Annotated in this window: 12 protein-coding genes and 1 pseudogene; 5 read left to right on the forward strand and 8 right to left on the reverse strand. The window is 71.2% G+C overall.

Features of this window, described 5'->3' with window-relative positions; translation table 11 throughout:
* Window positions 1–57: 57 nt before the first annotated feature.
* From DA06_RS00765 to DA06_RS00775, 3 genes are all read left to right on the forward strand, one after another.
* On the forward strand, window positions 58–1,278 hold the full coding sequence (locus tag DA06_RS00765) for an ROK family protein (protein ID WP_418606699.1): 1,221 nt from the start codon (window positions 58–60) through the stop codon (window positions 1,276–1,278).
* Window positions 1,279–1,821: 543 nt separating this feature from the next.
* A complete protein-coding gene (locus DA06_RS00770; protein ID WP_418606700.1) occupies window positions 1,822–2,877 on the forward strand; it encodes a multicopper oxidase domain-containing protein in 1,056 nt (351 codons plus the stop codon).
* A gap of 29 nt (window positions 2,878–2,906) precedes the next feature.
* Window positions 2,907–6,878 (forward strand): ThuA domain-containing protein, encoded by a 3,972-nt coding sequence (locus DA06_RS00775; RefSeq protein ID WP_052436188.1) that lies wholly within the window; start codon window positions 2,907–2,909, stop codon window positions 6,876–6,878.
* A gap of 71 nt (window positions 6,879–6,949) precedes the next feature.
* Here DA06_RS00775 and DA06_RS00780 read toward each other — a convergent pair whose 3' ends face one another.
* The 8 genes and pseudogenes from DA06_RS00780 to DA06_RS00815 all read right to left on the reverse strand — a co-directional run bounded on the left by DA06_RS00780 (window position 6,950) and on the right by DA06_RS00815 (window position 15,254).
* Window positions 6,950–7,357 (reverse strand): DUF2231 domain-containing protein, encoded by a 408-nt coding sequence (locus DA06_RS00780; RefSeq protein WP_418606701.1) that lies wholly within the window; start codon window positions 7,355–7,357, stop codon window positions 6,950–6,952.
* A 170-nt stretch (window positions 7,358–7,527) separates the two neighbouring features.
* On the reverse strand, window positions 7,528–8,640 hold the full coding sequence (locus DA06_RS00785) for a glycosyltransferase (protein ID WP_052436189.1): 1,113 nt from the start codon (window positions 8,638–8,640) through the stop codon (window positions 7,528–7,530).
* Complete coding sequence (locus tag DA06_RS00790) at window positions 8,637–9,989, reverse strand: oligosaccharide flippase family protein (RefSeq protein WP_052436190.1); 1,353 nt, start codon at window positions 9,987–9,989, stop codon at window positions 8,637–8,639. Before DA06_RS00790 ends, DA06_RS00785 begins: the two co-directional genes overlap by 4 nt.
* Window positions 9,971–11,356 carry a DegT/DnrJ/EryC1/StrS family aminotransferase gene (locus DA06_RS00795; RefSeq protein WP_418606702.1) on the reverse strand — a complete coding sequence of 462 codons (1,386 nt, stop codon included), beginning with the start codon at window positions 11,354–11,356 and terminating at the stop codon, window positions 9,971–9,973. The genes DA06_RS00790 and DA06_RS00795 overlap by 19 nt, the downstream gene beginning before the upstream one ends.
* Complete coding sequence (locus DA06_RS00800; RefSeq protein ID WP_418606703.1) at window positions 11,353–12,045, reverse strand: NeuD/PglB/VioB family sugar acetyltransferase; 693 nt, start codon at window positions 12,043–12,045, stop codon at window positions 11,353–11,355. Before DA06_RS00800 ends, DA06_RS00795 begins: the two co-directional genes overlap by 4 nt.
* A gap of 26 nt (window positions 12,046–12,071) precedes the next feature.
* Window positions 12,072–13,190: a DegT/DnrJ/EryC1/StrS family aminotransferase gene (locus DA06_RS00805; RefSeq protein ID WP_052436198.1), complete on the reverse strand. Its 1,119-nt coding sequence runs from the start codon at window positions 13,188–13,190 to the stop codon at window positions 12,072–12,074.
* A gap of 14 nt (window positions 13,191–13,204) precedes the next feature.
* Complete coding sequence (locus DA06_RS00810; protein ID WP_043496645.1) at window positions 13,205–14,203, reverse strand: NAD-dependent epimerase/dehydratase family protein; 999 nt, start codon at window positions 14,201–14,203, stop codon at window positions 13,205–13,207.
* Window positions 14,200–15,254: pseudogene (locus DA06_RS00815) on the reverse strand (Gfo/Idh/MocA family protein). Before DA06_RS00815 ends, DA06_RS00810 begins: the two are co-directional and overlap by 4 nt.
* A 284-nt stretch (window positions 15,255–15,538) precedes the next feature.
* Here DA06_RS00815 and DA06_RS00820 point away from each other — a divergent pair.
* Window positions 15,539–17,503: a glycosyltransferase gene (locus tag DA06_RS00820; RefSeq protein WP_052436192.1), complete on the forward strand. Its 1,965-nt coding sequence runs from the start codon at window positions 15,539–15,541 to the stop codon at window positions 17,501–17,503.
* The gene (locus DA06_RS00825; RefSeq protein WP_418606704.1) at window positions 17,503–17,802 is read left to right on the forward strand and encodes a glycosyltransferase family 4 protein; all 300 of its coding nucleotides are present in this window, start codon (window positions 17,503–17,505) and stop codon (window positions 17,800–17,802) included. Before DA06_RS00820 ends, DA06_RS00825 begins: the two co-directional genes overlap by 1 nt.
* Window position 17,803: the final 1 nt, after the last annotated feature.

Raw genomic sequence — 17,803 nt, forward strand, 5'->3', positions numbered from 1 at the left:
CAAAAGGTGCCGGAGTAGGTGGAGACAAACGATGAGGTGGGTGGTTAACTGAGGGTCATGGCGATTTTGCAGACTGCGGACGACGGCGTCGCCCGCCAGTGGAGCCAGCCTGCTCTGCCGAGCAGCGCCGGAAGCCTGTTCCAGCTCCTTCGCGACGGAAGCCCCCGTACCCGGGCCGAGCTCGCCGCGGTGACCGGGCTGGCCCGGTCCACCATCTCCTCGCGCGTGGACGACCTGCTCGCCTCCTCGCTCGTCACGCCCACCGGCGAGGCCGCCTCGACCGGCGGAAGGCCGCCCGCCACCTTCGCCTTCAACCCGGCGGCGCGCTTCGTCGTCGCGGTCGACCTCGGAGTCAGCCATGCGCGCGTCGCGGTGACGGACCTCGCCAACCAGGTCCTCGCCGAGGAGACGTTCGAACGCTCGATCGCCGACGGCCCGGCCGCGGTGCTCAGCGCCGTCACCGACGTGGCACTCCGCCTGGTCGACGAGGTCGGCCGCCCCCTGTCCGACCTCGCGGGTGTCGGCATCGGCCTGCCGGGCCCCGTCGAGTACGACACCGGCCGCCCCACCAGCCCGCCCGTCATGCCGGGCTGGGACCGGTTCGACGTGCCGACCCACCTGCGTGAGGCGTTCCCCGTCCCGATCCTCGTCGACAACGACGTCAACATCATGGCCCTGGGCGAGCACGACGCCGTCTACCCCCGACGTCGCGAACATGATCTTCGTCAAGATCGCCTCGGGCATCGGCGCCGGCATCATCAGCGACGGGCACCTCCAGCGCGGGGCCCAGGCGCCGCGGGCGACCTCGGCCACATCGCCGTGCCCGACGGCAACAGCACGCCGTGCACGTGCGGCAACGTCGGCTGCCTCGAGGCCGTCGCCTCCGGTCCGGCGGTTGCCCGGCGGCTGCGCGACGAGGGCTACGCGGTCGAGAGCAACGCCCAGCTCGTCGACCTGGTCCGCTCCGGCGACCGCGGCGCGGTCCAGGCGGTGCGCCAGGCCGGCCGCGACATCGGCGCGGTGCTCGCGGGGTGCGTGAACATGCTCAACCCCTCCGTCATCGTCATCGGCGGCGTCGTGGCCGCCGTCGGCGAGCACCTGCTCGCCGGCATCCGCGAGTCGGTCTACAGCCGCTCCCTCCCCCTGGCGACGCAGCACCTGCGGATCGTCAGCTCCCGGACCGAGGGGCGCGCGGGCATCCTGGGCGCCGCCGCGCTCGTGACCCAGCACGCCCTCTCCGCCGAGGGCGTCAACGCGATCACCGAGGCAGCGGGCTGACGCACTGACGCCCTCCCGGCCGGACGAACTGACCGCGCCGGCCGACGCACCTCGGCGGTCGTCCACACACCAGGACGTGGAGCCGGTGCGCCGTCACGCTCGCGGGACGCATCTGCCTGCCCACGAACAGAACGTCCGCGTCCTCCTCGTCCCAAGTGGCCCAGTTTGCCACTTGCTGCTTCAACTTTTGCTTGACCTTTGACACAAGCCCGCTCTACAGTCACGGCTGCACAGACGCACCAGCACAAACCGGGCCGCCGCGCCGAGCGCGACGGACGACCGACCCCCTCCGTCGGCAGCCGGGTCATCACGGACCGTCGCGCGCAACGACAGCGCGCGCACGGCCGAAGCCTGTCCGACTCGAGGGGGATTCGACATGCAGCCGAGCGACGCCCAGCGACGTGGAGCACCACGGGAGCCCGCGACCCGCCGTTTCCCGCTGGGCGCGCACCGCCGCGCGTGGGGTGCGACCCCGTGCAGCCTCCGGCGGACCTCCCGCCACCATCACGCCCCGGCAGGGGCAGCACCCGGATCGGAGATCTGATGACTGAACCTGGAGCGCGTACCGGCACACCGGCGCGCGCCTTCTCCCGACGCTCGATGATGGCCGGCGCCGCCGCCGGTCTCGTGCCGGCACTCGCCGCGTCCCTCGCCGGTCCGCCGGCCGCGGCCGATCCTGGCGGCAGGCCGAACCCCGGCAACGGGAACGGCCCGGGCGGCGAGACCCGACGGATCACGATGTACGCCGAGACCCTGCCGGGCAACATGGTCGGCTACGGCCTGGCGCCCGGAGAGGCCACCGTTCCGGGGCCCGTGCTCGAGATGTGGGAGGGTGACACCCTCGAGATCGAGCTCGTCAACACCACGGACAAGCGGCTGTCGATCCACCCGCACGGCGTGGACTACGACGTCGACTCCGACGGCAGCCCGTTCAACGCCTCCTTCAACGAGCCGGGCGAGACGCGCACCTACGTGTGGCGCTCACACGCCCCGTACCGGTCGGGCGGCCAGTGGGTGCCGGGGAGCGCCGGCTACTGGCACTACCACGACCACGCGATGGGCACCGACCACGGTACGGGCGGCGTCATGGCCGGGCTGTACGGCGCGCTCGTCGTGCGCCGCAAGGGCGACGTCCTGCCGGACCGGCAGTTCACCGTCGTCTTCAACGACATGACCGTCAACAACCGCGTCGCACCCGACACCCCGATGTTCGAGGCCAACCTCGGCGAGCGGGTGGAGTTCATCGCGATCGGCCACGGCAACACCTTCCACACGTTCCATCTGCACGCGCACCGCTGGGCGAACAACCGCACGGGCATCCTCGAGGGCCCGAACGACCCCAGTCAGGTGATCGACAACCGCGACCTCAACCCGGGCGACTCCTTCGGTTTCCAGGTTCTCGCCGGGGACTCGGTCGGGGCCGGGGCGTGGATGTACCACTGCCACGTCCAGTTCCACTCCGACGGCGGGATGGCCGGGATCTTCCTGGTGCGCAACGCCGACGGATCCATGCCCGACGGCGCACAGGAGGCGATCGACCGGTTCCAGCACCACGGCCACGGTGGCGGCCACACAGGCCACAGCACGCAGAACAACTGAACCATCAGAATCTGGGGGAAAAGACGATGATGTCTAGAGATCGGAGGCCGGGCGAGCACCGCCTGGCCCTCACCCGCCGCCGGCGCGCGCTCGCGCTGCTGAGCGGCGGCACGCTGGCGGTGACGCTGGCAGTACCCGCGGCCACCGCCCCGGCCGGAGCCGCGCCGGAGCCCGCCGAGGAGGACGGCGCCGGGACCAAGGTGCTCCTGTTCCACGGCGAGCCCGACGCCCAGGACGACCCGGTCGTCGTCGCGGCCGAGGCGCTCACCGAGATCGGAGCGGCGAACGACCTCACGGTCGAGGCCACGGCCGACCCGGCGGTTTTCACGGCCGGCAGCCTCGACGACTACCGCAGCGTGGTGTTCCTCTCCGCGCTCGAGACGGAGCTGAGCGCATCGCAGGAGGGTGCGCTCAAGGACTTCGTCAACGACGGCGGCGGGTTCCTCGGCATCCGGGACGCCGCACGCGTCCAGGAGCGGTCGGACTGGTTCACCGGGCTGATCGGCACCCGCCCGGTGGGTGCCCTGCCGGACGCGGCGGAGGTCGCCGAGGTCACCGCGAGCGCGAACAACCCGCCGAACGAGATCGCCGAGAAGCTCATCGACGGCGACCCGGGGACGAAGTGGCTCGCCTTCAACCCGACCGCGACGATCACCTACCGGCTCACCGAGCCGGTGACGGTCAACCGGTACGCGCTCACGTCCGCGAACGACGCCTCCGGGCGCGACCCGCAGAACTGGACCCTGAAGGGTTCCACGGACGGCGAGACCTGGACCGACCTCGACACCCGAGCCGACGAGGACTTCCCGGACCGGTTCCAGACCCGGGACTTCGAGTTCGAGAACTCGACGGCGTACGAGTACTTCCAGCTGGACATCACCAAGAACGCCGGTGACGACCTCACCCAGCTCGCCGACCTCGACCTCTTCGCCGCCGACGCGACGACCGAGCCCGAGCCGGAGATCGAGGTGCAGGAGACGATCGTCGACGTCCCCGACCGGCAGCACCCGGCCACCAAGGACCTGCCGCTGAACTGGACCCGGTCCGACCGCTGGCTGAACTGGGCGCCCAACCCCGTCGGCACGGTGCACACCGTCGCCCAGATCCGGGAGAACCTCTACGACGCCGGGGAGGGCGCGAACGGCGCCTTCCACCCGATCTCGTGGTGCCGCGACTACGACGGCGGACGGTCCTTCTACACCGGCATGGGCGGCACGGCGGAGAGCTACTCGGACGAGACCTTCCGCACGCACCTCGCGGGTGCCCTGCAGTGGACCGCGGGCACCGTCCGCGGTGACTGCCAGGCCACCATCGGAGAGAACTACGAGATCGAGCGGCTCACCGCCAGGAACGCACAGGGGCAGCTCGACCAGATCGGCGAGCCGCACGGCCTCACGGTCGCACCGGACGGCACCGTCTTCTACGTCGGCAAGGCCGCCTGCCCGTCCGGGCCGGTGGCGTCGTGGGAGGACCCGGAGGTCGGCCTCGGCTGCGGCACGATCCACCAGTGGGACCCCGAGTCCGGCGAGGTGACCCTCCTGACGACGCTGGACGTCATGGGCAACCGCGGCAGCGGCAGCGAGCTGGTGAAGAACGAGGAGGGCCTGCTCGGCATCGTGCCCGACCCGGACTTCGCCGAGAACAACTGGATCTACGTCTACTGGATGCCGCACGAGTCGGTCGACCGCGACAAGCGCGTCGGTCAGCGCACCGTCTCGCGCTTCACCTACGACCCCGCGGGGCCGAGCATCGACCAGTCCACCCGCGTGGACCTGCTCCAGTGGGAGACCCAGGTCCACAGCTGCTGCCACGCCGGCGGCGGCATGGCGTTCGACGACGAGGGCAACCTCTACATCGGCTCCGGCGACAGCAACTCCTCCGGCGGCTCCCAGGGCTACTCCGGGAACAACTGGACGCAGGAGTACGCGGGCATCTCGTTCCAGGACGCCCGCCGGACCTCCGGCAACACGAACGACCTCAACGGCAAGATCCTGCGGATCCACCCGGAGGACGACGGCACGTACACGGTCCCCGAGGGCAACCTCTTCCCGGAGTCCGAGGACCCCGGCGACAAGACGCGCCCGGAGATCTACGTGATGGGCGTGCGCAACATCTCGCGCCTGCAGATCGACGCCGACACCGACTGGCTCACGGCCGGCTGGGTCGGCCCGGACGCCGGGTCGCCGAACCCGGAGCTCGGGCCCGCGAAGTACGAGACGGCCACGATCATCACGTCCGCGGGCAACCAGGGGTGGCCGTACTGCATGGGCAACCGCCAGCCGTACCGCGACCGCAGCAACGAGGACGCGAGCGTGCTGACGGGCTGGTACGACTGCGACAACCTGAAGAACACCTCGCCGCGCAACACCGGCCTGGTGGACCTTCCGCCCGCGCGGGACAACATGATCTGGTACTCCCCCGGCGGCGGCGGTCCCGTCTTCCCGCTGGGTGAGGACGGCGTCCCCACGTACGACGACGCCGAGGCCACCTACACGCAGCCGTGGTACCGCGGCGGCGGTCAGGCCGTCATGTCCGGCCCGACGTACCGCACGTCCCAGGTGGACCCGGACAGCGACGTCGCCTGGCCGGAGTACTGGGAGGGCAAGTGGTTCATCGGTGACCAGTCCAACGGCAACAACCGGGTGGCGGTGACGGTCGACCCGGCCAACGTGGAGAAGCAGGGTCCGCCGGCGTTCGCCGAGGACATGCGGTCGATCGTCCGCGCCGGAAACGGCGAGGACGAGCTCCAGAGCTGGATGGACGCGAAGTTCGGTCCCGACGGCGCCCTCTACCTGCTCGACTACGCCGGCGGATTCTTCAGCCTGGACCCGAACCAGAAGCTCCTCCGGGTGACGTACCAGGGTGGCCCGGCGACGCCGACGGCGTCCGCCACGGCCACGAGCCTGCACGACCGGCCGCTCACGGTCGCCTTCACCGGCGAGCGTTCCGGCGGCGTCTCCTACGCCTGGGACTTCGGCGACGGCTCGACCTCCTCCGAGGCCAACCCGCGTCACACCTACGCCAAGGTCGGCACGTACACCGCCACCCTCACGGTGACGTACGCCGACGGCGAGACGGCCACGACCACCACCGAGGTGAAGATCGCCTGCGTCAGCCCGGACGCACGGGACACCGTGTGGATCGGCGACACCGACACCGGCGTGAAGAACCACGACCTCGGCGGCTGCACGATCAACGACCTGATCGACGACGAGGGCCAGTGGGAGGACCACGGCGACTTCGTCGACCACGTGGGCGACGTGGTCGACCACCTCAAGAAGGACGGCGTGATCTCCGGCAAGGACAAGGGCAGGCTCACCAGCGCTGCGGCACGGTCCGACGTCGGGAAGAAGGGGTACTCGGGCTACGAGACCATCTTCGACGGGACCGCCGAGTCTCTCGAGGGCTGGACGCAGGCGCCCGGTGGCCACTTCGAGCTCACGGACGAGGGAAACCTTGCCTCGCGCGGCGGCCTGGGCATGCTCTGGTACTCGGCGCAGGAGTTCGACGACTTCTCGCTGAAGCTGCAGTTCCGGGACGTCTCGGAGGGCAGCGCCTACGCCAACAGCGGCGTCTTCATCCGTTTCCCCGACCCTCGCACGCCGGCCGACGAGCTGCCGGAGTGCGCGACGGGGCAGGACTCCCAGGCGTGGATTGCGATCTACTGCGGCCAGGAGATCCAGATCTACGACGGACCCACCGGTGAGCCGCAGAAGACGGGGTCGGTGTACAACTTCGACCCGGTCGGGCTCGAGGACGCCGGCGTCACGCCCAAGGGTGAGTGGAACGACTACGAGATCCGCGTCGTCGACCAGCACTACACGATCATCCGCAACGGCGAGGTGATCAACGAGTTCGACAACGTGCCGGGGATCAGCTCGTCCCGCCAGGGCGACCCGCCGACCGACCTGCGCCAGTTCGCCAGCGGGTTCGTGGGGCTGCAGAACCACGGCAACAACGACCTCATCGAGTTCCGCAACATCCAGGTCCGCGACCTCTGACGGACCGCCGGGCCGGGGCGCGGCGGCCTCCCGCCGCTCGTGCCCCGGTCCGGCTCGCTCGAGGGCGCGCGTCAGCGCGCCCCACCCACACGGAAGGTACGAGAACCCACATGTCCCACCCAACGACACCGGCCGGTCGCCGGCGCGGCGCGGCGCTCGGCGCTCCGGCGGTCGGCGAGGACGAGGAGCCAGACGAGCAGCACCAGGGGCAGGGCGAACCACAGCAGCTGGCCGCCGAGGGCCTGGTGGTCCCCGGCGGGCGGCCCCACCCGCCGCACCAGGGCCTCGCCGCTGCGCGTGGCAACCGGCACCATCGCGGTCGCGGCGAGCGTGACGAGCCCGACGAGCAGCCCGTAGCGCCGTCGCCAGGCGGGTACGACGGCGATCGCGATCGTCCCCAGTGCGGCCGCGGGGAGCAGGACGACCACGGCGTGGACGACGAGAGGGTGGAGGGGCAGGCCGTCGATGAGGTCGAACATCCCGGGCTCCTTCGTCGCGCTCCCGTCCCCGCTCGGAACAGGCACGTTGCCCACGTGCAGTGACGATCTGTCCCGGGCGGGCTTCTGCCGTGAGGTACGGGTGAGCAGCCGCCGTGGATTGCACTGGTCCTCAGCCGGTGCGGGCCCCGTACCAGCAGCCCGTGCGTCGTTCAGAGCCCGTACCAGCGTGCCCACCACAGCGCGTGGCGCACGAACAGGACCGCTGCTGTGCCGGCGAACAGGTGGGTGCGTCGGCAGAGCTCCTCGCCCATCCGCTGACGTCGGAGCAGCGCACGGAAGGCACGAAGCCGCTGCACCGGCGGGTAGGTCTCGCGGGCGAACGAGATCCACTCGTCCAACGGCACCTGGTCGACCGTCCCGTTCTCGTACGCCCGGCACGCGTTCCACAGCAGTTCGCTGGCGAGCATCCTGTAGGCCGTCTGAGGGCGCACGTGGTGGCGCCTCACCGCGTCGGCGTGCTCGGAGAGAACGCGGTCGAGAACCATCTTGCGCTGGCGAACGTCCGAGAGAGCCTCGTGGTAGACGGCGGTGCTCATGCTCGTCGGGTGAACGCGGTAGTAGGCCTGCGTGTGGCCCCACACGCGACCGATGCCGTACTTCGCGGCGATCCGCAGCCACATGTCGAAGTCACCGGCGTGGGGCAGCTCAGGACGGTAACCGCCGACGGCGTGCTGCACGCTCGTGCGCACGACGACCGACGGAGTCTGCACGACGTTACGGGTGTCCTTGCAGTGCTCCGCGAACCACTGACCCGCCGTCCACACCCGCGTCCCGCGGACGGGTCGCGCTCGCCGTGGCAGCTCCCGGTCGTCGGCGAACTTCACCGTCCTCCCGTAGACCATGCCGACGTCCGGGCGCTGCTCCATCAGCTCGACAGAACGAGCGAGGGAACCGGCGGCTAGGCGGTCGTCCGCGGACAGCAGGACGACGTAGTCACCGTCGGCCCACTCGAGGAGACCCTCGTTGTAGGTGGCGATGTGCCCGCGGTTGCTCGTGTGCCTGCGGACGGTGACCTCGCTGTGCCGCTGGGCGAGCGTCTCGGCAACCGCTGCGGAGTCGTCGCGCGACGCGTCGTCGATGATGAGTACGCGTACCTCCACGCCGCGCTGTGCCACGACGCTCTCGACGCAGGCGGGAAGAAACGCACCGTAGTTGTAGCAGGGGATCACCACAGAGACGGTCGGACTGCGCCGTCGGCGGATCTCCCGGAGGCGTGAGGCGGGCACCGCCGTCGTCGCCGTCATCGACGTCACCGAGATCATCGGCTGCTCCGTTCCGTGTGCCGGCGCCGATGGCTGACCGGGTTGGTGGTGAGAGCTCGGCGGTCGCGCTCCGTTCCCACCCGCCGGATGCGCCTCCGGAGCCAGCGGAGGATCATGACGAGGTACAGGACGCCGCCCACCGTCCCGCCGAGGAGGAGGGCCGGCAGTGGCCCGTCGACCGCCCGGGCCACGAGGAAGGCGGCTCCGCCGGCGGGGACGGCGGCTGCGACGGGCTGCCAGACTGATCGACCGAGCGCACCGAGGTCGGCCCCGACCCGCCGAAGCGTCCAGAGGTAGGCCGGGAGAACCAGTACGACGGCGACGACGACGTGGGCCGTCGCAGCTCCGGCCGCCCCCCACCTGGTCGCGCCGAGGTACATCGCGACGACCAGCGCCGCGAACCAGCCCACCTGGATGACCAGCACGCTGACGGAAGCGCCCCGGGCAAGGAGATAGGTGGCCAGAAGGTCGAATCCCACGCGGATCCCGCCGAACGCGGCGAGCGGTACCAGCAGCGCTGCCGCCGGCTGCCAGACGGGGCCGTAGACGACGACCACCAGGGGGGCGGCGAGAACGGCGAGCAACCCGGCGCAGGGCACCGCCAATGCCCAGGTCGGCGCCATCGCGACCGCCAGAGTGCGGTCCCGGGTACCGCCGCCGACCTGCGCGAAGGCAGGCATGGCGACCGACCGGACCGTCTGAGCCACTGCGATCATCGGCCACGTCGACATGGTGAAGGCGAGCACGTAGTAACCCAGCGCCTCCGCTCCCCCCACGCGCGCGAGCACGATCTTGTCGATGCCCAGGAGCGCCCAGGACAACAGGTTCGCGCCAGCGACCGGAAGGCTGAAGGCGAGGATGGGCCGGACGAGCTGTCGGTCGATGCCGAGGCGTGGTCGCTCTCCGGAGAGGACGAACTGCAGGACCAAGGTGGTGCTCTGACCGCAGACACGGCCCAGCGCCAGGGCCATGGGGCCCCAGCCGGCGACGACGAGGGAGATCGTCACCGTGGCGTTCACGGTCAGATCTGCGCCAGCGATAAGGAACAGCCGCTTCTGGTCGAACCGCCGCGCCAGCATCGCCGACGGCACCACTCCAGCGCTGGCGAGCACCAGTGTCAGGGAAAGCACTCGCAGGACAGGTCCGGCCTCGGAGCTGCCCAGCGCCGTGGCGATCGGCTCGGCCGCCAGCGCGATCACCGCCGTGATGCACCCCCCGGAGAGAAGGCCCAGCACCGCAAGGGTGGGCGCTCTGCTCCGTGGGTCCTCGCAACGAATGAGTTCGGTGCTCAGCCCGAGATCTGCGAGTGTCAGGAGGATCGTCTGTACCGTCAGCGCGACGGCGTACACCCCGAACTCCTCGGGGGGTGAGCAGGCGGGCGAGAATGATGCCCAGCGCAAGCGTCCCGAGCTTGAGGACGATGTTGTTCACCGCGCTCCAGGCGAGGCCACGGCGGACGTTCTCCCCCCACGGCCGCGGCGCTCGTCCCAGTCATCGTGAGCGCCCGACGCCGCTGACGGCTCCTCCGTCCCCCACGGTGGCGGCACGATGTGCCGGGCGTGCCACGGCGGCCCGCCCAGGTGCGGCGGGCCCGCGGACGTCCCGACGGCCCGGGCGCGAGGGCGGTACGTAGCGCTGAGGCGACATGCTCCTGGTGCTCGGGGGTGATGTGGGGGTAGATGGGGAGCGACAGAAGGTGCCCGGCAGCCCGCTCCGCCACAGGGAACGCGCCTTGGTCGTGCCCGAGGTGCGCGTATGCCGGCGTCAGGTGCAACGGCTGCGGGTAGTGGATCGCTCCACCCACACCGTGCTCGTGAAGCACGGCGAGTACCTGGTCCCGCCGCGGTACGCGAACGACGTACAGGTGCCAGACGTGCTCGTTGCCGTCGGCAGTCAGGGGAAGGCGGATCGCAGGGACGTCGGCGAGCAGCTCCGCGTAGCGGCTCGCAGCTTCGCGCCGCCGCTCGTTCCAGCCGGCCAGCCTTGCGAGCTTGGCCCGCAGGACCACGGCCTGCAAGGTGTCGAGGCGAGAGTTCATGCCGATCATCTCGTGGTGGTACTTCGTTCGGGACCCGTGCGCGGCGAGCGTGCGTACCCGGTCTGCCACGGCCTCGTCGTCCGTGGTGACGGCGCCCGCGTCGCCGGCGGCGCCGAGGTTCTTCCCGGGGTAGAAGCTGGTACCGGCGGCCGACCCGAGGGCTCCGGCAGCGATGCCGTGCCGGCGGGCACCCTGCGCCTGTGCCGCGTCCTCGACGATCGGGACGCCGGCCCTGGCCGCGACCGGTCGAAGCTGCTCGACCGGAGCTGTCTGACCGAACAGGTGCACCGGGACGATCGCCTGCGTCCTCGGCGTGACGGCGGCCTCCGCCGCGTCGGGATCGATGAGCAGGTGCTCCTCGTCCACGTCGACGAAAACTGGGATCGCGCCGATGCGTGAGACGGCCTCCGCCGTCGCGATGAAGGTGTTCGCCGGCAGAATGACCTCACCACCCGCTGCGACACCGACGGCACGAAGGGCCAGCTCGAGCGCGTCCGTGCCGTTCGCCACGCCGACGCAGTGCCCGGCGCCGGTGAAGTTCGCATACTCCTGCTCGAACGCCGCGACTGCCGGACCGCCGACAAATGCCGCGCTCCGGAACACGTCAGCGACGGCTGCGCCGACCTCCTCGGCGATCTCCTCGTGCTGAGCCTTGAGATCGACCAACGGAACTCTCACGATTCTGCCCCTCTCGCGGTGCTGGTGGCGCGTCGTCGTCGCCCTGCGACCGACGACTCGAGCTCGCCGACGTGGCTCGGCATCTGCGGTCGCGCGGGCACCCCCAACCACGTCTGGCCCGGGGGCAGGTCGGTGACGAGTGCTGCCGCCATTCCGAGCGTCGCGCCGGCGCCGACCGTCAGGCGCTCCCGTACTGTGCCGCCCATCCCGAGGTAGGCGCGCTCGCCGACGTGGACAGAACCGCCCAGGGCCACGTTGGCGCAGACGGTCACGAAGTCCTCGAGCACGTCGTCGTGGGTGAGGGTCGCGTTCGGCATCACGACCACGTGCCGGCCGATCCGCACATCGGCGGTGACGGCGACGTGGGCGAGCAGGACGGTGCCGCTGCCCACGGTGCAACTGCCCGGGACGTCCACACTCGGGTGCCGGACCGTGGCGTACCGGTCCTCCGCCACGCCGAGGCCGGCGAGGCGCTCCGCGAGGGAGTCACGTGCCTGCCCTCTCCCGGCGCACAGCACAAGCTGCGCGTCCGGGTGCGCGGTCACGGCCTCGAGTCCCCCGAGGACCGGCACGTCCCGCACATGCTCGCCGTGCAGCGCGGCGTCGTCGTCGAGCAGTCCGACGACGTCATGGCTGCCGGTGGCGCGCACGACGTCCAGCACCTCCCGGGCGAGACCGCTGGCAGCCACGAGCAACAAGGGCGGGGGCGCTGCCATCAGACCCGTGCCGGGACAGAGGTGAGGGCGGAGATGACGCGGTCCTGCACGTCCGTCGTCATCTGGTGGAACAGCGGCAGGATCAGCGTGGTGTCCGTGAGGTGCTCGGTGGCCGGCATCGGACCTCGTCGACGGTGGCTGTGGGCGGGCTGCCGGTGGGCGGCCATGATGCCGCGTCGTGCCGAGATGTCGGCGGCGGCGAGGTGCGCCAGGAGCCCCTCGCGGTCCAGGGGGTACTCGGACCGCACCTCGACCCAGTAGGACTGGACGTTGGAGCGGCCGAAGGGCGGGTCTGCCACGGGGCGCAGCCCGGGCGCCTCGGCGAGCGCCTCCGTGTAGCGCCCGGCGAGCGCGCGCCGGCGCTCGACGATCTCCGGGAGCCGGCCGAGCTGGACGAGCCCGACCGCCGCCTGCAGGTCCGTCATGCGGTAGTTGAAGCCGACCTCGTCGTACTGCTCCGCGGGTGCCAGCACGCTGGCGTGCCTGTCCGCGGCGGAGACGCTCATCGCGTGCTCCCGCAGCCGCCGGGCGCGCGCCGCCCAGTCCTCGCGCGAGGTGGTGAGCATGCCGCCCTCGCCGGTGGTGAGCAGCTTCCGGGGGTGGAAGGACCAGGCCGCCAGCTCGGCAGCCGCGCCGACCGGCCGACCCTTGTATCGCGCGCCCACGGCGCACGCGGCGTCCTCGATGACGACGACGTCCCGCGGATCGCACACGGCGCGGATCTGGTCGAGGTCCACCGGCACGCCCGCCTGGTCGACGGCGATGACCGCCCGGGTGCGGTCGGTGAGCACCGCCTCCACCGTCCGCGCCGTGATGTTGCCGGTGACGGGGTCGACGTCGGCGAAGACGGGGCGGGCTCCGACGTAGACGGGCGCGTTGGCGGTGGCGACGAACGACAACGAGGGAACGACGACGTCGTCCCCGGGCCCGACGCCGGCGACGACCAGCGCGAGGTGGAGCGCCGTCGTGCAGGAGGACGTCGCGATGGCGTGCTGCACCTGCTGGGCCTCGGCGAAGGCCTCCTCGAACCGTGCCACCCGCGGGCCCTGCGCCACCCAGCCCGAGGTCAGCACCTCGGCCACGGCGTCGATCTCCTCCTGGCCGAGCCAGGGCTGCATGACATTGATCCGGTTCACCGGTCCACCCCCGCCGTCCGGCCCGCCGCGACGGCGGCGCGTTGCGGGCGCCACCACTCGACGAGTGAGCGCAGCCCCTCCTCGAGCCCGACCCGGGCCTCGAAGCCCAGGTCCCGCCGGGCCGCCTCCGTGTCCGCCAGCCTGCGGGTGACACCGTTGACCGCCCGTTCGGGACCGTGCTCGACAGGAAGGTCGGAGCCCATGGCGCGCAGGAGCGCCTCGGCGAGCTCCAGGAGCGAGGTCTCCCGGCCGCTGGCGACGTTGTACACCCCCTCGGTGACGTCGCTCGCCGCCGCCAGGACGTTCGCCCGGGCGATGTCGGGCACGAAGACGAAGTCCATCGTCTGGCGTCCGTCTCCGTGGATCAGCGGCGGCAGGCCGTCGGCGATCCTCTCCATCCACCGCACGAGGACCTCGGTGTAGAGGCCGTGGACGTCCATCCGGGGTCCGTAGACGTTGAAGTAGCGGAGCATCACGTAATCGAGACCGCGCATGGCGCGGAAGCTGCGCACGAGGCCCTCGTTGAAGGACTTGGCCGCGCCGTAGAGCGTGTCGTTGTTGTGGTGGTGGTGCCGCTCCGGCGTCGGGAACTCTTCGGCGAGCCCGTAGACCGACGCGCTGGAGGCGGCGACGAGCTTGCTCACCCGGTGCTCGGCGGCCGCCTCGACGACGTTGAACGTGCCGTCGACCAGCACCTCGAGGGCGAGCCGCGGCTCCTCCGCACACTGGGTGATCCGGATGGCCGCCTGGTGGAAGACCAGATCTGCGCCCCGCACCAGATCGTGCACGAGGTCGCGGTCGCGGATGTCGCCCTCGACCAGGGTGGCGCGACCGGTCGCGAGCGCGTCGGCGAGGTTCGCCCGCCGTCCGCGCACGAGGTTGTCCAGCACCTCCACGCGTGCGGCCCCGGCGGCGAGGAGCTGGTCGACGAGCGTCGAGCCGATCGTGCCGGCACCTCCGGTGACGAGTGCCGTGGCTCCCGCGAGCGCGCTCACGCCGGCACCGCCGCCCGGGACTGCCCCACGGCGGCGAGACCGCCGCCGTCGGCGAGGCTCCGACGTGTGGCCTCGAGCACCTCGAGGACCCGCAGGCCCGCGGCGCCGTCGGTGCGCGGACGGCGCCGCTCCCGGATCCCGGCGCGAACTCGGCGACCATCTGGCCGAGCGCCTCACGCTCCGGCAGTGCCGGTGCCCAGGCGTCACCCAGACGGTAGGAGACGTTCGCCGCGACCTTCTTGCGACCGGGCGACATCGCGGTCAGGTCCACACCGCGGTCGTAGACGGTCAGCCGCTGGTTGGGATTCAGGTCGTCCCAGACCAGGGTCCGCCGGCTTCCTCCCACCACCATCTGCCGGATCTTCGTCGGGCTCAGCCAGTTGACGTGCACGTGCGCGATCGCCCCACCGGGCAACGGCAGCGTGAGGTACCCGACGCAGGACTGTCCTGCTCCGATCGGATCGGCTCCCTGGGCCGCGACCGACGTGGGGACCAGGCCGCCAGGAAGGATGAAGTCGAGGATGGACAGATCGTGGGGCGCGAGGTCCCAGAAGACGTCGACGTCCGGCTGGACCAGACCGAGGTTGATCCGCACCGAGTCCACGAAGAGCAGCTCGCCGAGCGTGCCCTCCTCGATGAGCTCGCGCATCTTCAGCACGACCGGCGTGTAGCAGAACGTGTGGTCCACCATCAGTACCCGGTCGAGCTCCGCAGCGCGGGCGACGAGCTGGCGCGCACGGTCGCTGCTGTCCGCCAGAGGCTTCTCTATCAGCACGTGCTTGCCCGCCTCGAGGGCGGCCGTGGCGAGCGGCGCGTGCGTGCGTGCGGGGGTGGCGATGGCGACGGCGTCGACGTCGTCCCGGGCGAGGAGCTGCTCGAAGGAGGTCATCACGTCGACCGTGCTCCGCGCGCCTACGACGGAGCGGGCGCGCTCCACGTCGAGGTCGCACACGGCCACGAGATCCCAGTCCGGGCTGCTCCGGAAGTTGCGGGCGAGGTTCGGCCCCCAGTAGCCGGCTCCAACGACCGCGGCGGAAAGCTGCGATGCCATGTGGTCCCTCCTCGGACGGGGCGCCGAAATCACCCGGTCAGGTAATCAGCGGCCCGCACCTGGCATCGACGAGAGGTGCGGATGAGCGCGGTTGAAAACGAGGGGGTGGACAAGGGTGAACCCCGACGCCGCCGGCGGCCGCGGCACCGGAGCGAAACGGTCGTATCACTCGCCGGTTCGCACAGCGCTGACAAAACGGTGACGCGCACCGAGGACGGTGCATATCGTGCAGCGCAGGCGAGCGACGGCCGGCGGGCGGTCGCTCACGGCACGAGGAGTCCGTAGTGAGCACTCTCTCCATGAAGGCCGTGACAGACGCGGACACCAGGGCCGGGACAGGCAAGCACGTCCCGGCGGCGCCCGCGGGCAACGCCCGGGCGCACAGGGACTTCCTGCTATGGGGCGCGATCCAGGGGCTGCTCATGGTGCTGGCCGCCGCGTGCCTGACCTTCATCGCCTTCGGTCGTGACCTGCTGCCCGCGAAGTACTCGTACGACTCCAACACGATCGCCTCGGTCGCCCGCGGCCACGTACAGCTCGAGAACGACCCGTCGTTCGAGAACGTCGGGAACCTGTACCGGCTCCTCGGGCTCGCGGACGCTCCCGTTCTTGCGGGACTTCTCGGCTTCGGCGTCTTCGTCCTCGTGGTCCAGGCGGTCGCCACCCGGGACATCGCGCCCGCCTACCCTGCGGCCGGGGCGGCGCTCGTCGTGGTCTCGCTCGTCCCCGGTGCCGTGTACCTCGGCCAGTACTCCAAGGACGTCCTGGTTCTGCTCATCACCGCGCTGGCTCTTCGCAGGGCAGGGAGCGGACGCTTCGAGCTCCTTCTGGTCACCACGATGCTGGTGTACGCCGCCGTGTTCCGGAACTACTGGTTCCTGGCCATCGCGCTCTACGTCGTGCTGCGGCTCATGATGCGACGCACCACCAGCCTGAGCCGGATCTTCCTGGTGATGGTCCTCGCCCTGGGCGTCCTGGCGTTCCTCTTCCCTCTGCTCGTCGGCGTGGAGATGTCCTCCACGAGGGAGGGCATCAACGAGTTCCGGGAGGGAAGTGTGGACGCCCAGACGGCGATCACGGGCGCCGTGCCGCTGGAGGGTAGCGTGGGCGACTGGGTGAACACCACTCTTGTGCTGCTCAGCTTGGCCGTCCCGTTCCCTCTGCTGCTCACCGGGTCACCGATCCATGCGCTGCTCGCCATGTTCTTCGTGCTGCTGTGGTGGACCTTTCTCCGCTCGGCGACGACCGTCGTGTCCGCACCTGACGCGGACCCGCGCGCCAGACGTGCCGTTGCGCTGGTCCTGTCGTTCGCGCTGGTGCAGTCCATCTTCGAACCGGACTATGGCTCCTACATCCGTCACCTCACGCCGTTGCTCCCGCTGATGCTCGCGGCGGTGGCGTGGGAACGGATCCGGACGACGGCGACGGCCAAGGCCCGCCAGCTCCCCCGACGCCGGTCTGCCGGCGCAGGTGACAGGGGGTCCGGCGTGAGGGTCCTCCACGCTGTCCAGCAGCTGAGCAGGGGCGGCGCCGAGAGCATCGTCCTCGCGCTGAAGGAGGGCGGCGAGGCGCACGGTCACGAGGTCGCGGTCGCCGCGGCCCCGGGAAACTGGTCCGAGCCGTTCGGCTCGCCTGTCTTCGAACTGCCGATCCTCGAGCGGCGCGCGCGGGCCGTGCCCGCCGCATCATGGTCCTTGGGCCGGGCGATCCGGGCGTGGCGGCCCGACGTCGTGCACGCGCACAACCCCGGGATGGCCGTGATCACCGCTCTCGCCACGGGCCGGGCCCGCCGTCCCCCGGCCGTCGTGACGGACCACGGGGTGTTCGGCGTCGACTACGCCAGGGTCGGGAGGGTCCTGCGGCTGGCGGGCCTTCCCGTCGTCGCCTGCGGGCCGGCCGTCGCGGACGCACTTGCACGTCATGGCTGTCAGGTGACGGTCACCATCCCGAACGGGGTCGCGCCCCCGCCGCCGCCCATGACGGCGGAGGAGGTGCGCGACCGGTTCGGGCTCACCGCCGGGCGGCGCCTCCTGGTGAGCGTCGGTCGGCTCACGGCGCAGAAGCGGCACGACCGGTCGGTCCGGGCGCTGGCGCAGCTGCCCGGGACGGATCTCCTCATCCTCGGGGAGGGCGAGGACCGGCCGGCTCTCGAGGCGCTCGTGCACGAGCTGGCGCTCGAGGACCGGGTCCGCATGCCCGGCAACGTTCCTGACGCCCGTCGAGCCGTAGGAGCTGCGGACGCGTGGTGATGACGTCGGACGAGGAGGGGCTGCCACTGGCGCTGGTGGAGAGCATGATGTCGGGCACACCCATCGTCGCCACACGGGTCAGAGGCATCGCGGAGCTTCTGGTGGACGGCAGCACCGGGCTGCTCGTCCCGCCGGAGGACGGCGCGGCCCTGGTCGGGGCGCTCAGGCAGGTGCTCGAGAACCCGGAGCTGGCCCGGCGACTCGGCGCCGCAGCGGTACAGGAGTCGGCCGTCTACCAGCAGGACCGGATGATCGAGAGCTACCTCGACCTCTACCGCGAGATCGCGACCTGCCGGTAGG

This window comes from Georgenia sp. SUBG003, assembly GCF_000715355.2.
GTDB lineage: Bacteria > Actinomycetota > Actinomycetes > Actinomycetales > Actinomycetaceae > Georgenia.

Excerpts from the sequence above, each read along its gene's own strand:
- DA06_RS00780 (WP_418606701.1), bottom strand. The coding sequence starts at position 7,357 with ATGTTCGACCTCATCGACGGCCTGCCCCTCCACCCTCTCGTCGTCCAC.
- DA06_RS00770 (WP_418606700.1), top strand. The coding sequence starts at position 1,822 with ATGACTGAACCTGGAGCGCGTACCGGCACACCGGCGCGCGCCTTCTCC.
- DA06_RS00805 (WP_052436198.1), bottom strand. The coding sequence starts at position 13,190 with ATGCAGCCCTGGCTCGGCCAGGAGGAGATCGACGCCGTGGCCGAGGTG.
- DA06_RS00785 (WP_052436189.1), bottom strand. The coding sequence starts at position 8,640 with ATGATCTCGGTGACGTCGATGACGGCGACGACGGCGGTGCCCGCCTCA.
- DA06_RS00825 (WP_418606704.1), top strand. The coding sequence starts at position 17,503 with ATGACGTCGGACGAGGAGGGGCTGCCACTGGCGCTGGTGGAGAGCATG.
- DA06_RS00765 (WP_418606699.1), top strand. The coding sequence starts at position 58 with ATGGCGATTTTGCAGACTGCGGACGACGGCGTCGCCCGCCAGTGGAGC.
- DA06_RS00775 (WP_052436188.1), top strand. The coding sequence starts at position 2,907 with ATGTCTAGAGATCGGAGGCCGGGCGAGCACCGCCTGGCCCTCACCCGC.